Here is a 16,878-nt window from a genome sequence, read left to right as displayed (position 1 = left end):
AAAAAAAAGAATATGAAATTTAAAGACCTCATCTACGCACGTTTAACTACCTGTAAGTGTTTAGTGCTTGTTACAGCGCTACTACTGAGCTGTTGCGCAAATGACGACAATAACCAAAACAACTCTAATAACTCTTCTTTTCCCTGCGAAAATGGTTTTGCAAACGGACATCCTTGTGATGGTTTTGACTTAATGAGCCACATCTCAATTGAAGAACTTGGAGGAGAAGGTGCCGTAGGGAATGATTCCTGGGGCTGGACAGATCCTGAAACAGGAAAAGAATATGCACTGATAGGGACTTCAACAAGTGCTGCTTTTGTGGATATGTCTGATGCTTCTAATCCTATTTTTTTAGGAAGATTACCAACAGCTACAACAAATAGCCCTTGGCGCGATATTAAAGTTTACAATAATCATGCATTTGTTGTAAGCGAAGCTAATGGTCATGGCATGCAGGTTTTTGATTTAACACGTTTAAGAAACGTAGAAAACCCTCCTGAAACTTTTACTGCAGATGTCACCTACACAGAGTTTGGTAGTGCTCATAATATTGTAATCAATGAAGATAGCGGATTTGCTTATGCTGTGGGAACTACAACATATAGTGGAGGACCTCATTTTGTAAATATCCAAAATCCTACGTCGCCAACTGCTGCCGGAGGCTATGCTGATGATGCCTACTCACACGATGCTCAGGTTGTAACTTATAACGGTCCTGATGCAGACCACACTGGAAAGGAAATCCTGATAGGAAGTAATGAAAACGAAGTGGTTATTGTAGATGTCACAGATAAGAATAACCCTGTTCAAATTTCAACTATTAACTACAACAACATAGGCTATACGCACCAAGGGTGGTTTACAGAAAACATGGAATACTTTTTACTAGGTGACGAGGTTGATGAAATAAACTTTGGTATTAACTCCAGAACTATAGTTTTCGACTTTAGCGATTTAGATAACCCAGTATTTCACATGGAATATCTTGGCCCTACAGCTGCCATTGACCATAACGGCTATGTTGTTGGCAACACGTTTTATGTTGCAAATTATACTGCAGGAGTAAGAGCCATTGACATCAGTAATATTGATGCTGGTATAATGACAGAATCTAGGTTTATAGACACGTATATACCTAATGACAATACTGCTTTTAATGGAGCTTGGAACATCTACCCATTTTTTCAAAGTGGAAATATCGTAGTTAGTGATATAGATGGTGGTTTATATATTATTAGACCTTCAGAATAATATGCGTTTATTGAGTTTTCAATATCTATGTTGTGTTTTTTTTGCAACTCTTTTTTTCAGCTGCAATAAAGACGATTCATCTAGTGGCTCTCAACAAAGAGTAGTCAATTTTGTTAAAACCTTTGGAGGTGAAAAAAATGACAGTGGTCAATCTATTGTTGCAACATTAGATGGTGGTTATGCTATTTTAGGATTCACTCAAAGTAATGATGGTGACATTACAGATAAACAAGATGAAAGCTTTGATTATTGGCTCCTTAAATTTAATGCCTTAGACGAACTTCAGTGGCAAAAAACTTATGGTGGATCTGCTGATGATAGAGGCAGTAGCATTATACAAACCTTAGATGGTGGCTATGCAATTTTAGGATACAGTTTTAGTGATGATGGTGATGTTTTCAACAATGCAGGATTACAAGATTTTTGGCTAGCAAAGCTAAATACTAATGGCAATATTTTATGGCAAAAATCGTTTGGTTATCAAGGAGCAGACTCTGGAATTTCCGTTATCCAAACTAACGACCAAGGCTATTTAATAACTGGTATTCTGGACGTTACAGCATCTGGTGGAGAAGGCAATTCTTCTAGAACGGCCAACAGACACGCAGGTGGAAATTATTGGGCTATAAAGTTAAATCCTTCAGGTGAGTTAATGTGGAGCAGGTATTTTGGTGGAAACTTCACGGACACACCTAATGGTATTGTAGAAACCGAAGATAATGGTTTTATAATAGTGGGCAGTTCTGATAGTGATGATACCGATATTTCTGCAAACATTGGCACTTATGATTTTTGGGTGATTAGAATTTCCACAACAGGTGATTTGGTTTGGGAAAAATCCTTTGGTGGTAGCCAAATTGATGAAGCTAGAGCAATTGTAAAAACTGAAGATGGTAATTACTTAATTGCTGGAGATACCAGAAGCAATGATATTAATGTTACTTCCAACAAAGGTGCTGCCGATTTATGGTTAATAAAAATTACACCTAACGGAAATCTGTTGTGGGAAAAAACTATTGGTGGAACTAACTTTGATGTATCTCGTGCCATGGTAAAATCACAAAATAGTGGTTTTATACTATCAGGAAGTTCTCGCAGTAATGATATTGATGTGGATGAAAATAAAGGTCAGAATGATGCTTGGATACTTAAAGTGGACACATCAGGAAATTTAATTTGGGAAACCACAATCGGAGGCTCAAATATTGACTTTTCTTATGGAGTTGCCGAACTAAATGATGGTTCCATTATAGCCGTTGGAGATAGCACTAGTAGTGATGGAGACATTATTGAAAATAAAGGTTTTACAGATGTACTAATTGTGAAAATCGATTAAACATGAAATTAAACATTCAAAAACACAATAGAATTATAGTAGGCAATGTTGTTATGCTCTTCATTGTTACAATCTTGAATTTTACATCCTGCAGCGAAGACAATGATGATAATATTGAGCCAAATGCAACAGTTACTTTTAAATTTACACATAACTGGGATGGTCAATCCGTCACAAACGCAGATTTTAATATTATACAGTTTATAAATGAAAATGGCGAAACGCTAAGTATTGAGCGATTACGTTATCTTATTTCTGATATTACTTTGACGACAACAAATAACGAAATCATTGAACTCGATAATTACAATCTTGTAGATGTTACTAACTCCGACGGATTAAGTTTTACATTAAACAGTCAAATACCAACAGGTAGTTACACTAATGTGTCTTTCACCTTTGGTTTTGATAACGAAGATAATGCTGAAAATTATTTAGACTTAAATACTGCCTCTTTTAATGTTCCTGAAATGATGGGTGGTGGTTATCATTATATGCAATTTGATGGCAAATATTTAGACGCAAATTCTAATGAGCAAAGCTTTAACTACCATGCCATAAGAGCCGTTGATAATCCAGGAATGAATCCTACATTTCCTCAAGACACATTTTTTACTGTAAATTTAGGTGCTTTAACCATTGCTAATGATGTTGAAATAGAAGTGAAAGCTAATTTAGCAGAGTGGTTTAAGAACCCTAATTCTTGGGATTTAAATGTTTTAAACCAAATGTTAATGCCTAATTCCGCAGCTCAAATAATGATGTATGACAATGGGCAAACGGTATTTACTTTAGGAGAAGTAACGCAATAACCTAAGAGCATTATGAAAACCAGAGCACTATATTTAATCGTTATCACAGCACTTTATCTAAGTTGTGCTAGTGATGATTCTGGTTATCAGCCTACTCCAATGCCATTAGAGGTCCCTGATATTTTTTCTAATAACATTATTGCTCCTATAATTCCAAATGACAATCCACAGACCGTTGAAGGTGTAGCCCTAGGGAAAAAACTTTTTTTTGATGGCATTCTTTCATCTGATGGTTCACAATCCTGTGTATCATGTCATTCGCCACAAAATGCATTTTCAGACAATGTTCCAACCAGCATTGGTGTAGATGGTGTTCCTGGCTTTCGGAATTCTATGCCACTATTCAATTTAGCTTGGAATTATAATGAACGTTTCACTTGGAACGGAAGAGAACTAAGCTTAGAAAGACAAATAGAAGGACCTGTTACAAATCCCATTGAACTACATACCAATTGGGATGATGTCATTGCACGTTTAGAAGCTCATCCAGAGTATCCTGAATTATTTCAGTTAGCATTTAACTCTTCTACTATAACCAAAGAATTAACAACCAAAGCTATTGCCCAATTTGAGCGCACTTTAATTTCTGCCAATTCTAAATTTGACAGGTACTCCTTAGGACAAGCTACACTAACCCAACAAGAATTGAATGGCCTTGATATTTTTATGAGAGAGGATAAAGGAGATTGTTTTCATTGCCATGGTAATCCAAACAACCCTTTATGGACAGATAATGATTTTCATAATAATGGCTTAGACAGTGATTTTTTTGATTTAGGCTTAGGAGTTGTTACAGGAGACCCGAATGATAACGGTAAATTTCGAACTCCATCTTTACGAAATCTAGCTTACACAGCTCCATATATGCACGATGGGAGATTTGCAACCTTAGATGACGTTATAAATCATTATAGCGAAGGCTTACAAAATTCATCAACCATCGATCCTTTAATGAAAAAAGTAAATCAAGGTGGAGTACAACTAACTGCTCAAGAAAAGGCAGATTTAAAAGCCTTTTTACTATCACTCTCTGACCCTTCTTTCATTAATAATCCTCAGTTTCAGAATTAAAATTCTATTTTCAAAAAATCGATAAAAAGCACAAAAAGAAAGATTTTTCTTTCAAATTATTACACTTAATCAAAAAATGTGTCGTATAAACGTCAATTTTAATGGTTTTGTATATATTGAATATCCCAAACTACTGATATTTATGAAACCTACTTTTAACAATGCATTGCCCTGTGCCGTATTTGGTCATAATTTTGTGAAATCAAAAACTAATTCTGACCATACAGTAGAGTTAACTTGTTGTCATTGTAATCATGTAGCAACTACTGATGCACAAGGCAATTTTAGAGAGGAAACTCTAACCAACAAACATATGCAAACGACACTCAGGAAATTATACCATTTAAAATTAAGAGCCTTGAGTATTAATCTTTGAATTTAATGAGACATTAAATTTACCACCTTCTTAAATTTTCCGGAATCTAATAGTGCAATTTCGTTAACATACACAAAATTGAATTTAGCATCCTCCCCTAAAAAAGGCTGAAAGTGATTTATAATAGCTTGTTCATCGGTGTTTTTTTTGTTCGCATTTAATTTAAAGGTATATTCAGATTTACTGTTTTGTATAAATTGGAATTGTTTCAGTTTAGAAAAATGAGAAATCTTGTAAAAAATATGAGGTGATACAAAAGCCCCTTTTGTATTATACACAGCATCCATTCTCCGCCCAAAAATTTCTGAAAAAAATGCATGTCTGTTTTCTTCCTTATCATACCTCCCAAGATCACCTGTATCGTATCTAATCATTGGAGTTGCATAATTAAACAAGTCTGTAATCACAATTTTTCCTATTTCACCATTTTGCACATGATTGTTTGTATTGACATCCAATACTTCAACAAAATAACTTGCGTGATTAATCTTATATCCTTCTTTTGTATTATTAGTATTTTGTGCTAGTATGCCATTTTCCATGTTAGAGTATCGCTCATAAATTGGGCATTTAAAAAAATGCTGGGCACGCTCTTTTTCATATTTATTTAGTTTCTCAGAAGTAGTAATAATGGATTTCACATTAAAATTAAGATTGACATTTTCAGTGGTATCTAAAACTCTACAAACCTCTTCTAAGTAAGAGGGATAAACTAATAAGACTTTTTTAGATGCTCTATTTCTAAGCATATCCAAAAATCTAATAATTTCAATTCTTGAATTTTCTAAAATATTATGAGGAATAACATTCTGAAAAAATAACAGAAATTTATGTTTCATAAACTTTTTCACCCACAGCCTTATGTAAATCAATTGATTACCCAACTTATAATCAGCTAATTCAGAAAAATAAATAACATCCGCAGAGTTTCTACTTACTTTATTTTTATCCTTGTAAATTTCAAAAGGAACACCAGTAGAGCCACTAGTAGTGTGTTTAATGAGATGCTTAATTTCGAAGTTTTTCGACATAAAATCATCGAAATTATTTAAAATCAAATTTTTGTTAATGATTGGAAAATTCATCAAATCCTCACCTTTTATATTAGCATAAAATGGTGTGGTTTTACAAGCATGCTCTATTAAATTCTGAAGATTTTTTTGCTGTAAAATTTTGGTGTTCTGGTGCGTCGGATTTTCATTTATAAACTTAATCTCATTATAATGTTTTCTAATAGGGTACTTTTTAAAAAAATCTAAAAACCAAAAAATATAATATCTAATGTGTTCTAAAACAGCCATAAAGGTTTTCTTGCTTATTGTTAAAATTACTACATTTTTAGCTAATTTTAAGGCATGAACTTATTTGATGACGAAAACATAGACTACGCTGCAATTTTTAACCAACGTGGTGATGATTATCACGCAGCAATGCAACTTATACCATCTGCTAGAGATTTAGAGTTTAATAATCTTTTAAGTCAAGTTGTTTTAAAAGATAACATGACTGTTGTAGATATTCCTTCGGGTGGCAATTACTTGGCTAGATATATAAAAACGAAGGTTAAACTTTTTCCGCTAGAAACCTCTGAAGTCTTTGCAAAACTGGGTAATTCCATAGTTTGTAGTTGGTCTTCATTACCTTTAGGCGATAATTCCGTAGATGTAATTTTTACGTGTGCTGCTTTTCATCACGTTGTAGAATCTGACCGAAAAAAATTTATGAACGAAGCCTCTCGCGTACTCAAAAATAAGGGCAAGCTAGTAATAGCTGATGTCAAAGAGGGTACACAAGTAGACTATTTCTTAAACACTTTTGTGGACAAAAACAATTCCTTAGGCCATAAAGGGATTTTTATGGATGACGCATTTTCTAAAACTTATGAAACAGAATCCCTTAAATCATCTCCATCTAAATTTATTGAATTTCCTTGGATTTTATCAGAATCCAAAGACACTTCAATAAAATATTTAAAGCTAATGTTTGGTATAGATAAGGCGGACTATACAGCTATCAAAAAAGAAATAACAAAAACACTAAACTTCAAGAAAATAGATACAGGTCAATATACTATTCAGTGGGCTTTAAACTATGAAGTCTATACCAAGGTAACATAAGAAAACTAAATTCATAAATTCTATAAACCTATATCCTAATATAATGTTAGGTTGTATGGTTTAAAGAGACATATATCGTATCTTTGCACTCTATTTAGAGTAAATCTACATAAGAATATGATAAAAGTTTCTGAAACAGCTAAAAAGAAAGTCGTTGAATTAATGACTGACGACGGCTACAACCCTAACAATGACTACATTAGAGTTGGTGTTAAAAGTGGTGGGTGCTCTGGCTTATCTTATGATTTAAAATTTGACAAAGAACAGTTAGAGGGAGACAAAGTTTTTGAAGATAACGGAGTTAAGATTATCGTTGATAAAAAAAGTTTCCTATACCTCATTGGTACTACTTTAGAATATTCTGGTGGATTAAATGGAACGGGCTTTGTGTTTAATAACCCAAATGCTAATAGAACTTGTGGTTGCGGTGAATCATTTTCGCTATAAACCCATCAAAATTTTTCCCAAGGGAAGACTTATAAAATTTTAAACTCGGAATATGAGTAAGTACACAGAAGATGACTTAAGAGAAGAATTAAAAACCAAGGAATATGAGTACGGTTTTTATACAGATATAGAATCTGAAACATTCCCTGTTGGTCTAAATGAAGATATTGTAAGAGCCATTTCTAAGAAAAAAGAAGAGCCAGAATGGATGACAGAATGGAGACTTGAAGCTTTTAAGTCGTGGAAAGAAATGATAGAGCCAGAATGGGCAAATGTGCATTACAAAAAACCAGATTTTCAAGCCATTTCTTATTATTCGGCACCAAATAGCAAACCTAAATATGATAGTTTAGATGAAGTTGACCCTGAACTCTTAGCTACTTTTGAAAAACTAGGCATTTCTTTAGATGAGCAAAAGAAACTTGCTGGTGTAGCGATGGATGTTGTTGTAGATTCGGTTTCGGTTGCTACAACTTTCAAAAAAACTTTAGCTGAAAAAGGAATCATCTTTATGAGCATCTCTGAAGCCATAAAAGAACATCCAGAATTAGTAAAGAAATATATTGGTACTGTAGTGCCTCAAAAAGACAATTTTTACGCAGCCTTAAATTCGGCAGTATTTAGTGATGGTAGTTTCTGCTACATTCCTAAAGGAGTACGCTGTCCAATGGAACTTTCAACTTATTTTAGAATTAACCAGGCAGGTACAGGACAGTTTGAAAGAACTCTAGTCATTGCCGACGAAGGCAGTTATGTAAGTTACCTAGAAGGCTGTACAGCTCCTAGTAGAGATGAAAACCAATTGCACGCAGCAGTTGTTGAGTTAATTGCAATGGATGATGCTGAAATTAAATATTCTACAGTACAAAACTGGTATCCTGGTAATGCTGAAGGTAAAGGTGGTGTTTACAATTTTGTAACTAAAAGAGGGCTTTGTGAGAAAAACGCAAAAATCTCTTGGACTCAAGTTGAAACTGGTTCTGCTGTAACTTGGAAATATCCGTCTTGTGTATTAAAAGGCGATAATTCCGTAGGTGAATTTTACTCAATTGCTGTAACTAATAATTATCAGCAAGCAGATACTGGTACTAAAATGATTCACTTAGGTAAAAACACTAAATCAACCATTATATCTAAAGGTATTTCTGCTGGTAAATCACAAAATTCTTATAGAGGTTTAGTGCAGATAAGTTCTCGTGCAGACAATGCGCGTAACTTTTCGCAATGCGACAGTTTACTAATGGGTAATGAGTGTGGCGCACATACCTTCCCTTATATTGAAGCCAAAAACAAAACAGCTCAAATAGAGCACGAAGCTACAACTAGTAAAATTGGTGAAGATCAAATCTTTTATTGTAACCAACGTGGAATAGACACGGAAAAAGCTATTGCTTTAATAGTGAATGGTTTCAGCAAAGAGGTGTTAAATAAATTACCTATGGAATTTGCAGTTGAAGCTCAAAAATTATTAGAAATAAGCCTAGAAGGATCAGTTGGATAAATTCGTTAAAATGAAAAAAATTAGCCTATTAATAGCCGTATTTATATGCTTATTAAGCTGTAAAAACGAAACTAAACAAGTTGTTGACTTAGAAGAAAACAGAGCAAAATCATACAACCCAAACGATGGTTTAATAACAATGAAAGGTGAGTTTGTTTATTATGCAGATGCAGCGGTTTTACAAACACCAAACGAAATCTATGGAGTTGTTATAGATGAAAACATGCACAAACTTGATGAGCAAGTAAAACCTCATAAAAAGGAAGACACAGATATGGTTCCAGTAACTGTTAGAGTCAGAAAATTTGAAAAACCAGAAGGAGAAGAAGGCTGGAAATACAGAGTAGAAATAAAAGATATATTGAAGGTGGAAGCACCTGACCCAGAAAAAGACGACGTTATAAAATTATCAAACTAAGACCATGTTAAAGATAAACAACTTACACGCAAGCGTAGAAGATAAAGCAATTTTAAAAGGCATTAACCTTGAGGTAAAAGCTGGCGAAGTACATGCTATAATGGGACCAAATGGTTCTGGTAAAAGTACATTAGCTTCAGTAATTGCTGGTAAAGAAGAATATGAAGTTACTGAGGGCAATATTTTGCTCAACGATGAAGATATTGAAGAATTAGCTGCGGAGGAACGCGCTCATAAAGGTGTGTTTTTATCATTTCAATACCCTGTAGAAATTCCTGGAGTTAGTGTCACTAACTTTATGAAAACAGCTATAAACGAAACTCGTAAAGCAAAAGGTCTAGAAGATATGCCTGCTAACGAGATGCTGAAATTAATTCGTGAAAAATCTGAAATGTTAGAGATTGACCGTAAGTTCTTATCACGTTCATTAAACGAAGGGTTTTCTGGAGGTGAAAAGAAACGTAACGAGATTTTTCAAATGGCTATGCTAGAACCAAAATTAGCTATCCTTGATGAAACGGATTCTGGACTAGATATTGATGCCTTAAGAATTGTGGCAAATGGTGTAAACAAATTAAAGTCTAAAGATAATGCTGTTATAGTGATTACACATTATCAAAGATTATTAGACTATATAGTACCAGATTATGTACATGTTTTGCACAACGGAAAAATTGTAAAATCCGGAACCGCAGCATTAGCACACGAGTTAGAAGCTAAAGGTTACGATTGGATTAAGGAAGAAGTGAACGCTTAAATTAGTAAACAGTTTTCAGTCTCAGTTTGCAATGTGCAACTAACGACTAAAAACTTACGACTAACAACTGATTAAAATGGAATTAAAAGAAAAATTAGTATCATCATTTATGGCTTTTGAGGACACAGTAGATGTGCACTCATCAGTACATGATATTAGAACTGAAGCTATAAAAACTTTTGAAACTAAAGGGTTTCCAACTAAAAAAGAAGAGGCTTGGAAATATACCTCGCTAAATTCAGTTTTAAAGCATGATTATAGTGTTTTCCCTAAACATGAAAATGAAATAGAGTTCAAGGATGTAAAAAAATATTTCATTCACGATATTGATGCCTATAAAATTATTTTCATCGACGGTAAATATGCATCTCATCTATCGCAAACAACACATGACGGTATTGATGTATGCCTAATGTCTTCTGCACTTAGCAAACCTAAATACCGCTTAATTATTGAAAACTATTTCAATAAAATTGCTACTAAAGATGGTTTATCATCTTTAAACACTGCGTTTTCTGCAGAAGGTGCGTATATCCATATTCCAAAAAACAAATTGGTACAAAAGCCAATACAAATCATTCACTTTTCTACAGGTAATGAAGCCGCTTTAATGCTTCAACCAAGAAATTTGGTGGTTGTAGATGAGAACTCTCATGTGCAGATTATTGAACGCCATCAGAGTTTAACCGATAATCCGGTTTTAACCAATAGTGTTACAGAAATTTTTGCAAACAAACGTGCTATTGTAGATTACTACAAAATTCAGAATGATAATGAAAATGCGTCTTTAATTGACAACACATTCATAAATCAGAAACAAGAAAGTTTAGCAAAAGTGCACACATTTTCATTTGGTGGTAAACTTATAAGAAACAACCTGAACTTTTACCAAAATGGCGAGCGTATTGATTCTACCATGAAAGGCATCACCATAATTGGAAACAAACAACACGTCGATCATAACACATTAGTGCATCATATTGAGCCTAATTGCGAAAGCCATCAAGATTACAAAGGTATTTTTGATGATAGCTCTACAGGTGTTTTTAACGGAAAGGTTATTGTAGAAAAGGAAGCACAGAAAACAAATGCTTTTCAAGCTAATAACAACATTCTAATAAGTGATAAAGCAAGCATCAACACCAAACCTCAACTCGAAATTTTTGCCGATGATGTAAAATGTTCTCACGGTTGTACGATTGGGCAATTAGATGAAAGTGCCATGTTCTATTTACGTTCTCGTGGTATTCCAGAAAAAGAAGCGAGAGCTTTATTAATGTTTGCGTTTAGTAATAATGTTTTGGATTCAGTGAAAATTCCTGAAATTAAGAGTAGAATTACTAAGATTATTGCTAATAAACTTGGTGTTAATATTGGGTTTGATTTGTAATTAAATTTAAAAGGATATTTTAGAATCAAAACCAATCACTAATATGAAAAAATTATTTCTTCTAGCATTTCTTTTAATTTCATTATTGGTTCAGTCGCAAGACTTTTCTTATGGAGCCTTATTGGGTTCTAACCTATATAAAACTTCAATTGATGGTGATTTACGCAATAAAGGTGGTTTAACAGCTTTTAACATTGGTATTTTCGGTAGCAAAAAAATTAATGAAAGCTTTGGCTTACAACTCAATGCCTTCTTTGGTAAGTCTGTAGAAAATGGTTATAGCTCTGACGATAGTGATACTTTTGAATTCACAGGTAAGATAAACGTGAACAAATTCAATATTCAATTACTTTTAAAATATGATGTTAATGAGTCTTATGGAACAGGCCTCTATTTTCTTATAGGTCCTAGATTAACTTTCATTTCAGAAGCAAAGAAAAGATCTGATGAGACAGACTTTTCAGGCCTCTATAAAGATTCTAATATAGGCCTAAGTGGTGGTTTTGGTTCAGATTTTTTAAATCATTTTAATATTGAATTTCTCTTAGATTATGGCATACCTAGCGTTATTGATGTAAAAAACAACAAAGCGAGTACTTTTGGCGGCTATCTTAACATTTTAGTTAATATTGAATCAATAATTAATAACTAATGTTAAACGTAAGTGAAATAAGAAAAGATTTCCCTATCCTTAACCGCAAGGTTAACGGAAAACCTTTGATTTATTTTGATAATGCCGCAACCTCACAAACACCACAGCAAGTTATTGATGTTATTGTAGATTATTACAGTAACTATAATGCCAATATCCATAGAGGTGTTCATAGCTTAAGTCAAGAAGCGACTGATGCCTACGAGCAAGCACGACTAAAAATCCAAAAGCATTTTAACGCTGAGCATTCTTACGAAGTTATTTTCACGTCTGGTACAACGCATGGTATCAATTTGGTTGCTAATGGGTTTTCTTCACTTTTAAAAAAAGGAGACGAAATCGTTGTTTCGGCTTTAGAACACCATAGCAATATAGTACCATGGCAAATGCTCTGTGAACGCACAGGTGCTATACTGAAAGTGATTCCAATGAATGAAAACGGTGAATTAATGCTTTCTGAATTTGATTCACTTTTAAATAAAAACACAAAACTGGTTTTTGTAAATCATATTTCTAATGCTTTAGGTACTATAAATCCTATTGAATCTATAATAGAAAAAGCGCACAAGGTTGGAGCCGCTGTTTTAGTTGATGGTGCGCAATCTTGTCCGCATATAAAACCAGATGTTCAAAAATTAGATGTTGATTTTTATGTCTGTTCTGCGCACAAAATGTGTGGTCCCACTGGAGTTGGAATGCTTTATGGTAAAGAAGAATGGCTAAAGAAATTACCTCCTTATCAAGGAGGAGGTGAAATGATTGCAGAGGTTACTTTTGAAAAAACCACTTATGCTGATTTACCTCATAAGTTTGAAGCTGGTACTCCAAACATTTGTGGAGGCATCGCTTTTGGTGCTGCTTTAGATTACATGAATCGTATTGGTTTTAATGTTATTGCCGAATATGAACATGAACTTTTAGAGTATGCTACCAAACAACTACTTCAAATTGAAAGTTTGAAAATTTATGGAACTGCCAAAAATAAAACTTCCGTTATTTCATTTAATGTTGGCACTATCCATCCCTACGATATCGGTACTATTTTAGACAAAATGGGAATAGCTGTGCGCACTGGTCACCACTGTGCGCAACCCATTATGGATTACTATAAAATTCCAGGTACAGTAAGAGCTTCTTTCATGTTCTATAATACTAAAGAAGAGATTGACACCTTTATTTCTGCCTTAAAAAAGGCAATAATGATGTTGTCTTAAAACTTTGGCATTAAATGTGTAACTTACACATTAAACAACCTGTTCTATGAAATTTATATTTAGCATAATTGTACTATTAGTAACGACACCTTCTACGTGTGACTCTGCAAAGGAGTCTGTTGAAAGTAAAAGTCTTCAAACTTTAGAATCTGGAAGCTATGATGTTATGCAATTAGGTGAAAAAAACGCAGAGCAATTTCAACTTACCATAACATTTGATAAGGAAACCAATAGGTTCTCTGGTTTTGGTGGCTGTAATACATATTTTGGAACATATACCTTAGAAGGAGATAATCTCTCTTTTGGCCCTATTGCTGCATCAAAAAAATTATGTCATGGAGAAATAGGTTCTACTGAAAATCATTTTTTCAAAACCCTAATAAAAGTAGAAACATACACTTTAAAAGACAACAAACTCAGTCTTATGGCAGATGATAAAGTTATAATTGAAGCAACTAAATCTGTCGTTGAAAATTCAGCAAGACCCATTATTATGGGAAATAAAGCCGCAAATGGTTTTAATGACAAGACCTATATTAATTATAAAGTATCGTCAAGAAATAGTTTTGAATATATTCTATTGTCACAAACCGAAATGCAGCTTTCAACAGATAAATACTTAAAAAAAATTGATAGTTTACCTATGGCTGAAAAAGACTGGGCAACGTTAATAAACCTATTAGATTCTATAGACACTCAAAACCTTGATAAACTAAAAGCACCTACAGACAAACGTCTTTATGATGGTGCGGCACATGCAACACTATCGGTCATAAAAGGTGATGTAGAGATGATGACACCATCCTTTGACCATGGCAATCCACCTAAAGAAATAGAAGCACTAGTTAATAAAGTGTTATCTATTAAGGAAAATGCCACCAAACAATAGTGATTTTGTAATTTTGCAACAAAGTTATAGACTATGACAATTGAAGATATTCAAAATGAAATTGTAGATGAGTTTTCAATGTTTGATGATTGGGAAGAACGCTACCAATATATGATTGATTTAGGGAAAACACTTCCGCTCATAGAAGAACAATACAAAACCGAAGATAATATTATTAAAGGGTGCCAAAGTAAAGTATGGGTGCATGCTGATATGGTTGACAACAAAGTTAACTTTACAGCAGATAGTGATGCTATTATTACAAAAGGAATTATAGCGATATTAATTAGAGTTTTTTCTAATCAACACCCAAAAGACATTATTGAAGCCAATACAGATTTTATTGATGAAATTGGGCTAAAAGAACATTTATCACCTACAAGAGCCAATGGCTTAGTAAGTATGATAAAGCAATTAAAAATGTATGCTATTGCATACCAAACACAATTGAATTAAAATGAGCGAAACAACAATAGATACAAATGTACTTGGAGATAAGATTGTAAGAGTTTTAAAAACAATTTACGATCCTGAAATTCCTGTTGACATTTACGAGTTAGGTTTAATTTATGATGTTTTTGTTAATGAAGACTACGATGTAAAAATCTTAATGACATTAACAACACCAAACTGCCCTGTTGCAGAAACATTGCCATTAGAAGTTGAAGAAAAAGTAAAATCTATTAACGAAGTTAAAGATGCCGAGGTGGAAATTACTTTCGATCCACCATGGTCTCAAGATTTAATGAGCGAAGAAGCCAAGCTAGAACTTGGTATGCTTTAACTAATTATTGTAAATGCCAAGACGAAAGCCTACGTCCCTAAAAGACAACAATAAAACAAACATAAAGTCGTCTTTTAACGCTTTAGTTTACATCCCTCGTTTCTTCAAAGAAATATGGAGGGTTAACAAAAAACTTTTTTTACTATCTGCATTTTGCAGACTTATCGGAGCTTTACTTCCTGTAATTATTTTATGGGTTGGTAAACTGATTATAGATGAAATAATTTTACAAGTTTCATTAGACAATCCCGATTATTACTCGCTTTGGACTTATGTAGCTATTGAGTTTGGACTAATAATTCTTTCCGATTTAATAAGCAGAGCCATTTCATTAACCGACGGTTTATTAGGTGATGAATACAACATAGCTACTTCGGTTACTATCATTAAAAAAACGAATCAAATTAATATTAGCTTATTAGAAGATTCTGAATTTTATGACAAACTAGAACGTGCCAGAACCCAAACTACAGGTCGTGTTGGGCTAATGTCTAACGTCCTTGGTCAGGCACAAAGTGCTATTTCCATTGCAACACTTGTAGCTGGTTTAATTTATTTTGAACCTTACCTAATTATTCTGCTTGTACTGAGTATTATCCCTTCGTTTATAAATGAAGTGCGTTTTAGTCAACAGCAATATTCCTTAGCAAGAAGCTGGACCTCTGAACGTAGAGAACTAGACTATCTGCGTTTTATTGGCGCAAATGATAAAACAGCGAAGGAAATTAAGCTTTTTGGGCTAACCGATTTTGTGGTTGACCGTTTTAAAAACCTTTCAGAAGAATATTATCAACTCAATAAAACACTAGCCATAAAACGTTCTGCACTCGGATTTTTGTTTAATGTGTTGGGATCTTTAAGTTATTATGGCGCTTATGTGTTTATCATTTACCGCGTGCTTTCTGGAGCAATAACACTCGGTGAACTTACTTTTTTATCAGGATCGTTTAACCGTTTAATGCGAAACCTTCAAGATTTCTTTTCAAAATTCACGCGTATTTCCGAAAGTGCTTTATACCTAAAAGATTACTTTGATTTTATAGATATTTCAATCATTTCAAAAGTCAAAGAAGACATGCCTTTACCTAAAAAGATAGAAAAAGGCTTTGAGTTTAAAGAGGTACGTTTTGCCTATCCAAATTCTGATGTTGAAATATTAAAAGGCATAAGTTTTCAGCTTCAAGCAGGAGAAAAATTAGCTTTTGTAGGCCAAAATGGCGCAGGAAAAACCACTTTAATTAAGCTCTTATTACGTTTTTACGAACCCACCTCTGGTGAAATTTTATTAGACGGAGTTAATATTAATCGCTTTAACATTGCGGAATATCAAGAATTTTTTGGTGTTATCTTTCAAGATTTCTTTAAATACGAATTTACTGTTAGAGAAAACATCGCCATCGGAAACATCGATGAACTCGACAATCAAAATAAAATTGAAAACGCAGCCGAACTCAGTTTGGCAAATGATGTTGTTGCCGAATTAAAACACGGATACAATCAGCAATTAGGAAAGCGTTTTGTAAACGGCCAAGAGTTATCTGGCGGACAGTGGCAAAAAGTAGCATTGGCAAGGGCTTATATGAAAAATGCCGAAGTAATGATTCTTGACGAACCTACATCAGCACTCGATGCAAAAGCAGAAAGTGAAGTTTTTGGGCGTTTCATAGGCTTAACCGAAGGAAAAACAAGTATTATCATATCTCACCGATTTAGTACAGTAAGGCAAGCGGATAGGATTTTAGTCTTAGAACATGGCAAAGTATTAGAAATTGGAACCCATGAAGAACTCATGAGAAACCAGACATTGTATGCCGAATTGTTTGCACTGCAAGCAGAAGGCTATCAGTAAAACAATTATCTTTG

18 protein-coding genes are annotated in these 16,878 nt (G+C 33.8%); 17 read left to right on the top strand and 1 reads right to left on the bottom strand.

The window, feature by feature from the left end:
• The first annotated feature begins 12 nt into the window (after positions 1-12).
• The 5 genes from ACFFGA_RS03415 to ACFFGA_RS03395 all read left to right on the top strand — a co-directional run bounded on the left by ACFFGA_RS03415 (position 13) and on the right by ACFFGA_RS03395 (position 4,846).
• Complete coding sequence (locus ACFFGA_RS03415; RefSeq protein ID WP_386059660.1) at positions 13-1,251, top strand: choice-of-anchor B family protein; 1,239 nt, start codon at positions 13-15, stop codon at positions 1,249-1,251.
• Positions 1,217-2,587, top strand: a complete 1,371-nt coding sequence (locus ACFFGA_RS03410) for a hypothetical protein (protein ID WP_386059657.1) — start codon at positions 1,217-1,219, stop codon at positions 2,585-2,587. The genes ACFFGA_RS03415 and ACFFGA_RS03410 overlap by 35 nt, the downstream gene beginning before the upstream one ends.
• Before the next feature lie 2 nt (positions 2,588-2,589).
• Entirely contained in the window at positions 2,590-3,399 is an 810-nt protein-coding gene (locus tag ACFFGA_RS03405; RefSeq protein WP_386059654.1) for an MbnP family protein, read from the top strand.
• A gap of 12 nt (positions 3,400-3,411) precedes the next feature.
• The gene (locus tag ACFFGA_RS03400; protein WP_386059651.1) at positions 3,412-4,470 is read left to right on the top strand and encodes a cytochrome-c peroxidase; all 1,059 of its coding nucleotides are present in this window, start codon (positions 3,412-3,414) and stop codon (positions 4,468-4,470) included.
• Positions 4,471-4,612: 142 nt separating this feature from the next.
• Entirely contained in the window at positions 4,613-4,846 is a 234-nt protein-coding gene (locus tag ACFFGA_RS03395) for a hypothetical protein (RefSeq protein ID WP_386059649.1), read from the top strand.
• A gap of 2 nt (positions 4,847-4,848) precedes the next feature.
• On the opposite strand, the gene ACFFGA_RS03390 is transcribed toward ACFFGA_RS03395, so the two are convergent.
• Complete coding sequence (locus ACFFGA_RS03390; RefSeq protein ID WP_386059646.1) at positions 4,849-6,147, bottom strand: phenylacetate--CoA ligase family protein; 1,299 nt, start codon at positions 6,145-6,147, stop codon at positions 4,849-4,851.
• Positions 6,148-6,201: 54 nt separating this feature from the next.
• On the opposite strand from ACFFGA_RS03390, the gene ACFFGA_RS03385 reads away from it, so the two are divergent.
• The 12 genes from ACFFGA_RS03385 to ACFFGA_RS03330 all read left to right on the top strand — a co-directional run bounded on the left by ACFFGA_RS03385 (position 6,202) and on the right by ACFFGA_RS03330 (position 16,864).
• The gene (locus tag ACFFGA_RS03385; RefSeq protein WP_386059643.1) at positions 6,202-6,963 is read left to right on the top strand and encodes a class I SAM-dependent methyltransferase; all 762 of its coding nucleotides are present in this window, start codon (positions 6,202-6,204) and stop codon (positions 6,961-6,963) included.
• A 117-nt stretch (positions 6,964-7,080) separates the two neighbouring features.
• Positions 7,081-7,410 carry a HesB/IscA family protein gene (locus ACFFGA_RS03380; protein WP_386059641.1) on the top strand — a complete coding sequence of 110 codons (330 nt, stop codon included), beginning with the start codon at positions 7,081-7,083 and terminating at the stop codon, positions 7,408-7,410.
• A gap of 52 nt (positions 7,411-7,462) precedes the next feature.
• Positions 7,463-8,911 (top strand): Fe-S cluster assembly protein SufB, encoded by a 1,449-nt coding sequence (gene sufB / locus ACFFGA_RS03375; protein WP_386059638.1) that lies wholly within the window; start codon positions 7,463-7,465, stop codon positions 8,909-8,911.
• A 10-nt stretch (positions 8,912-8,921) separates the two neighbouring features.
• Positions 8,922-9,329, top strand: a complete 408-nt coding sequence (locus tag ACFFGA_RS03370) for a hypothetical protein (RefSeq protein ID WP_386059635.1) — start codon at positions 8,922-8,924, stop codon at positions 9,327-9,329.
• 4 nt (positions 9,330-9,333) lie between these two features.
• Positions 9,334-10,086 carry a Fe-S cluster assembly ATPase SufC gene (sufC, locus tag ACFFGA_RS03365; RefSeq protein ID WP_386059633.1) on the top strand — a complete coding sequence of 251 codons (753 nt, stop codon included), beginning with the start codon at positions 9,334-9,336 and terminating at the stop codon, positions 10,084-10,086.
• Between the two features lie 76 nt (positions 10,087-10,162).
• Complete coding sequence (sufD, locus tag ACFFGA_RS03360; protein ID WP_386059630.1) at positions 10,163-11,476, top strand: Fe-S cluster assembly protein SufD; 1,314 nt, start codon at positions 10,163-10,165, stop codon at positions 11,474-11,476.
• Positions 11,477-11,519: 43 nt separating this feature from the next.
• The gene (locus tag ACFFGA_RS03355) at positions 11,520-12,128 is read left to right on the top strand and encodes an outer membrane beta-barrel protein (protein WP_386059627.1); all 609 of its coding nucleotides are present in this window, start codon (positions 11,520-11,522) and stop codon (positions 12,126-12,128) included.
• Positions 12,128-13,342 carry an aminotransferase class V-fold PLP-dependent enzyme gene (locus ACFFGA_RS03350; protein WP_386059624.1) on the top strand — a complete coding sequence of 405 codons (1,215 nt, stop codon included), beginning with the start codon at positions 12,128-12,130 and terminating at the stop codon, positions 13,340-13,342. Before ACFFGA_RS03355 ends, ACFFGA_RS03350 begins: the two co-directional genes overlap by 1 nt.
• A 46-nt stretch (positions 13,343-13,388) precedes the next feature.
• Positions 13,389-14,231: an META domain-containing protein gene (locus ACFFGA_RS03345; RefSeq protein WP_386059621.1), complete on the top strand. Its 843-nt coding sequence runs from the start codon at positions 13,389-13,391 to the stop codon at positions 14,229-14,231.
• Between the two features lie 33 nt (positions 14,232-14,264).
• A complete protein-coding gene (locus ACFFGA_RS03340) occupies positions 14,265-14,687 on the top strand; it encodes a SufE family protein (RefSeq protein WP_386059618.1) in 423 nt (140 codons plus the stop codon).
• 1 nt (position 14,688) lies between these two features.
• Complete coding sequence (locus ACFFGA_RS03335) at positions 14,689-15,015, top strand: DUF59 domain-containing protein (protein ID WP_155089054.1); 327 nt, start codon at positions 14,689-14,691, stop codon at positions 15,013-15,015.
• Between the two features lie 13 nt (positions 15,016-15,028).
• Positions 15,029-16,864, top strand: a complete 1,836-nt coding sequence (locus tag ACFFGA_RS03330) for an ABC transporter ATP-binding protein (protein ID WP_386059615.1) — start codon at positions 15,029-15,031, stop codon at positions 16,862-16,864.
• The last annotated feature ends 14 nt before the right edge of the window (positions 16,865-16,878 follow it).

Origin of the sequence: Winogradskyella pulchriflava (assembly GCF_042434315.1) — a bacterium.
Lineage (GTDB): Bacteria > Bacteroidota > Bacteroidia > Flavobacteriales > Flavobacteriaceae > Winogradskyella > Winogradskyella pulchriflava.
The sequence above is the reverse complement of the archived record's forward strand: the minus strand, read 5'-3'. Positions and strand labels throughout refer to the sequence as shown.

Excerpts from the sequence above, each read along its gene's own strand:
- ACFFGA_RS03345 (WP_386059621.1), top strand. The coding sequence starts at position 13,389 with ATGAAATTTATATTTAGCATAATTGTACTATTAGTAACGACACCTTCT.
- ACFFGA_RS03340 (WP_386059618.1), top strand. The coding sequence starts at position 14,265 with ATGACAATTGAAGATATTCAAAATGAAATTGTAGATGAGTTTTCAATG.
- ACFFGA_RS03350 (WP_386059624.1), top strand. The coding sequence starts at position 12,128 with ATGTTAAACGTAAGTGAAATAAGAAAAGATTTCCCTATCCTTAACCGC.
- sufC (WP_386059633.1), top strand. The coding sequence starts at position 9,334 with ATGTTAAAGATAAACAACTTACACGCAAGCGTAGAAGATAAAGCAATT.
- sufB (WP_386059638.1), top strand. The coding sequence starts at position 7,463 with ATGAGTAAGTACACAGAAGATGACTTAAGAGAAGAATTAAAAACCAAG.
- ACFFGA_RS03355 (WP_386059627.1), top strand. The coding sequence starts at position 11,520 with ATGAAAAAATTATTTCTTCTAGCATTTCTTTTAATTTCATTATTGGTT.
- ACFFGA_RS03385 (WP_386059643.1), top strand. The coding sequence starts at position 6,202 with ATGAACTTATTTGATGACGAAAACATAGACTACGCTGCAATTTTTAAC.
- ACFFGA_RS03335 (WP_155089054.1), top strand. The coding sequence starts at position 14,689 with ATGAGCGAAACAACAATAGATACAAATGTACTTGGAGATAAGATTGTA.
- ACFFGA_RS03395 (WP_386059649.1), top strand. The coding sequence starts at position 4,613 with ATGAAACCTACTTTTAACAATGCATTGCCCTGTGCCGTATTTGGTCAT.
- sufD (WP_386059630.1), top strand. The coding sequence starts at position 10,163 with ATGGAATTAAAAGAAAAATTAGTATCATCATTTATGGCTTTTGAGGAC.
- ACFFGA_RS03405 (WP_386059654.1), top strand. The coding sequence starts at position 2,590 with ATGAAATTAAACATTCAAAAACACAATAGAATTATAGTAGGCAATGTT.
- ACFFGA_RS03400 (WP_386059651.1), top strand. The coding sequence starts at position 3,412 with ATGAAAACCAGAGCACTATATTTAATCGTTATCACAGCACTTTATCTA.
- ACFFGA_RS03380 (WP_386059641.1), top strand. The coding sequence starts at position 7,081 with ATGATAAAAGTTTCTGAAACAGCTAAAAAGAAAGTCGTTGAATTAATG.
- ACFFGA_RS03410 (WP_386059657.1), top strand. The coding sequence starts at position 1,217 with ATGGTGGTTTATATATTATTAGACCTTCAGAATAATATGCGTTTATTG.
- ACFFGA_RS03415 (WP_386059660.1), top strand. The coding sequence starts at position 13 with ATGAAATTTAAAGACCTCATCTACGCACGTTTAACTACCTGTAAGTGT.
- ACFFGA_RS03390 (WP_386059646.1), bottom strand. The coding sequence starts at position 6,147 with ATGGCTGTTTTAGAACACATTAGATATTATATTTTTTGGTTTTTAGAT.
- ACFFGA_RS03330 (WP_386059615.1), top strand. The coding sequence starts at position 15,029 with ATGCCAAGACGAAAGCCTACGTCCCTAAAAGACAACAATAAAACAAAC.
- ACFFGA_RS03370 (WP_386059635.1), top strand. The coding sequence starts at position 8,922 with ATGAAAAAAATTAGCCTATTAATAGCCGTATTTATATGCTTATTAAGC.